The organism is Halorubrum sp. AJ67 (assembly GCF_000513435.1).
Window position 1 is genome coordinate 6,389 of sequence record NZ_CBVY010000023.1, and the last position, 2,580, is coordinate 8,968.

Here is a 2,580-nt window from a genome sequence, read left to right on the forward strand (position 1 = left end):
GGGGTCGACGCCGGCCTCGACGAGGGCGTACGAGCGGTCGCCGCGGAGCGCGCCCGCGGGACCGATCGCGGCGCGGTCGACGGCGACGCCGTCACAGGACTTCAGCGGGTAGGCGACGAGTTCGGCGACGCGTGTCATGGCGGGCGTTCGACGGGGCGAACAAAAAGCGGTCGGCCGTCTCAGAACACGCCGACGATGAAGCCGATTCCCATGACGACGAGGACCGCCGCGGAGAACGCCGGGAGATACGGCGTGTACCGCTCGACCCGTTCTCGCGACCGGTGATAGCCCGCGATCAGGAGCATCGTCAGTCCGACGATGCCCGCGATCACCGTGAGCGCGTAGGCGCTCATCAGTTCGAGACAGTAGTTCGACCCGGCACAGAGCGCGATGATTTCGAACTCCTCCTCGTGGGCGAACCCGAGGACGAAGGCGAACCACGCGATGCCGAGGAGTCCCCGGTCGGTTCCCTCCTCAAAGTCGTCGTGCGAGTGTGAGTGCCCGCCACCGCCGACGAACGGGAGAAATCCTCGCAGTCGGGAGCCGAGTCCGCCGTCGTCGTGGTCGTCGGACTCGCCGTGAGTGCCGTGACTGTGGCCGTGGTGTCCGCCCGAACCGTGGTTGTGGTGATCGTCCGAACCGCGGTCGTGATGGTCGACCGAATCGTGATCGTGATGATCGTGCGCATCGTTGGAAGCCCCGTGAGAGTGGCCGTGGACGTACTCGCGGACCCCGAGTCCGATGAGCAGGAAGCCGGCGACGAGGCTGACCGGGCCGCCGATCCGGACGTCACCGAGTACCGTGATCGGCTCGTTGACCTGCGTGAGATCGAAGTAGCCCTTCGCGTAGAAGAACGCGCCCACCATCGCGATGCTGCTGACGAGGTGCCCGACGCCGATGATGAGACTCGCCGCGAACCCGTAGACCCACTTGTTGGTCTGGTCGAGCGCGTACGAGGCGGCGACCGGCCAGCCGTGGCCCGGTTCGATACCGTGGACCGCACCGAGGAGAACCGCACCCGCGAGCGGGCCGAGCAGTTCGCCTGAGAACATCGTTCGCGTGGGACTCGAAACCGACCGGTTTTACCGGTTGTTACTACCGAACCGGGGGGATCGTCATAACGAGGTTCTTGTGTCCGCGGCGTCCACCACGAGACCGTGAGAACAAGTTTCAACATCCCCGACGAGGTCGTCGCGGAGTTCGATCGGGTGTGGCGCGACGAGGGGATCGAGAACCGGTCGCGGGCGGTCCGAGAGGCGATGTCGGAGTACATCGAGTCGCACTCCCGGCTCGAAGACACCGCCGGCGAGGTCGTCGCGCTCGTCGGCTTCGACTACCGCCACCACGACGTCATCCGGGAGCTTCACGGCGTCCAGCACGCGTACCAAGACGTGATCCTCAACACGAGCCACACGCATCAAGGGGAGTGGTGTCTCGAATCGCTGTTCTGTCGCGGGGCCGCCGAGCGCGTCCGCGAGCTGACCTACCGGCTTCGGGACTTCGACGCCGTTCGCCGGGTGAAGGTCATGATGATCCGCGACGGCGTCGAGTAGCCGCTCGGATCGTCGTATTTGGTCGCCAAACGTTCCTATTTCGGCCCGTTCGAGCGGCTAACATTGATAATACACACTACGATCTTCGGGGAACACCGTGGGTAATAGTGGGCAACACATATCAGCCGTTGGTCCGTACCGTGTGTTTATGAAAGTAGACGCAACGGACCTCAAAACGAACGAGACGGACGACCGGGGCCGAGTGTATCTCGGGACCGAGTACGCGAACAAGCGCGTAACCGTCGCTGTCGTTGAGGTAGAGTCTGATCGGCCAGACGACGACGAGCTGGCTGCCGCCTATCGAGACGCTTCCGAGAGCGCGGCGGCGCTCACCGAGGAGTGGAGCGAGATGTCTGACGAGGCGTGGGAAAGCCTCGATGAGTGACGATACGGACGTGCGACGAGGTGATGTGGTTATCGTTCGGTTTGATCCGGCTGAAGGCCACGAGATGAAGAAGACGCGACCGGCCGTGGTCGTTCAAAACGACATCGGAAACCGAAACTCCAGTACGACTATCGTCGCGCCCGCCACGGGAACCTACCGCGAGTATCCGTTCGAAGTGTTCGTCGAGGCAGACGGATCGCCGTTCGAAAAGAATTCCTCAGTCCGATTAGACCAGATTCGAACCGTCTCGGTCCCGAAACGGATTCACACGGTCGTCGGTTCACTCGACGGACCCACGATGGCCGAGGTCGACGAGGCCCTGAAGCTGAGTCTCGACCTCGACTGAGCTACCGGCTCTCCCGCTGTTCGACCTTGTTCAACTCGATCAGCAGCCGGAAAATCGCTTTCACGAGGTTGGCGTCCACGTCGAACTGCTCGGCGTTCTCGCCCGCCCGCTCCATCACGCGCTCCTCTTGGCCCTCGTCGGTGGTCGGGAGGTCGCGCTCCTCCTTCACGGCCGCGACCGTGTCGGCGACGTAGGTCCGTCGGGCGATCAGTTCCACGATCTCGCGGTCGATGTCCTCGATCTCGCGTCGCAGTTCGTCGAGGCTTCGGTTCTCGGTGTTGGGTGTGTCGCTCATT

At 63.6% G+C, this 2,580-nt stretch carries 6 protein-coding genes; 3 read left to right on the plus strand and 3 right to left on the minus strand.

Annotated features, from left to right (window positions below):
- On the minus strand, positions 1–138 hold a 138-nt coding region (locus tag BN903_RS16125), incomplete at its 3' end, for an MOSC N-terminal beta barrel domain-containing protein (RefSeq protein ID WP_195155818.1).
- Between the two features lie 41 nt (positions 139–179).
- Positions 180–1,052, minus strand: coding sequence for a hypothetical protein (locus BN903_RS13960; RefSeq protein ID WP_048078310.1), 873 nt, complete (start codon positions 1,050–1,052; stop codon positions 180–182).
- Between the two features lie 105 nt (positions 1,053–1,157).
- Between BN903_RS13960 and BN903_RS13965 the strand changes: the two genes are divergently transcribed.
- The 3 genes from BN903_RS13965 (at position 1,158) to BN903_RS13975 (ending at position 2,284) form a co-directional block, all read left to right on the plus strand.
- Positions 1,158–1,553 (plus strand): CopG family ribbon-helix-helix protein, encoded by a 396-nt coding sequence (locus BN903_RS13965; RefSeq protein ID WP_048078311.1) that lies wholly within the window; start codon positions 1,158–1,160, stop codon positions 1,551–1,553.
- 148 nt (positions 1,554–1,701) lie between these two features.
- Positions 1,702–1,938 carry a hypothetical protein gene (locus BN903_RS13970; protein WP_048078312.1) on the plus strand — a complete coding sequence of 79 codons (237 nt, stop codon included), beginning with the start codon at positions 1,702–1,704 and terminating at the stop codon, positions 1,936–1,938.
- Complete coding sequence (locus tag BN903_RS13975; RefSeq protein WP_048078313.1) at positions 1,931–2,284, plus strand: type II toxin-antitoxin system PemK/MazF family toxin; 354 nt, start codon at positions 1,931–1,933, stop codon at positions 2,282–2,284. Before BN903_RS13970 ends, BN903_RS13975 begins: the two co-directional genes overlap by 8 nt.
- A gap of 1 nt (position 2,285) precedes the next feature.
- Here BN903_RS13975 and BN903_RS13980 read toward each other — a convergent pair whose 3' ends face one another.
- A complete protein-coding gene (locus tag BN903_RS13980) occupies positions 2,286–2,579 on the minus strand; it encodes a chorismate mutase (protein ID WP_048078314.1) in 294 nt (97 codons plus the stop codon).
- Position 2,580 lies beyond the last annotated feature (1 nt).

Bases quoted from the DNA above. Each gene is read 5' to 3' on its own strand.
- BN903_RS13975 (WP_048078313.1), top strand. From the start codon at position 1,931: ATGAGTGACGATACGGACGTGCGACGAGGTGATGTGGTTATCGTTCGG.
- BN903_RS13970 (WP_048078312.1), top strand. From the start codon at position 1,702: ATGAAAGTAGACGCAACGGACCTCAAAACGAACGAGACGGACGACCGG.
- BN903_RS13960 (WP_048078310.1), bottom strand. From the start codon at position 1,052: ATGTTCTCAGGCGAACTGCTCGGCCCGCTCGCGGGTGCGGTTCTCCTC.
- BN903_RS13980 (WP_048078314.1), bottom strand. From the start codon at position 2,579: ATGAGCGACACACCCAACACCGAGAACCGAAGCCTCGACGAACTGCGA.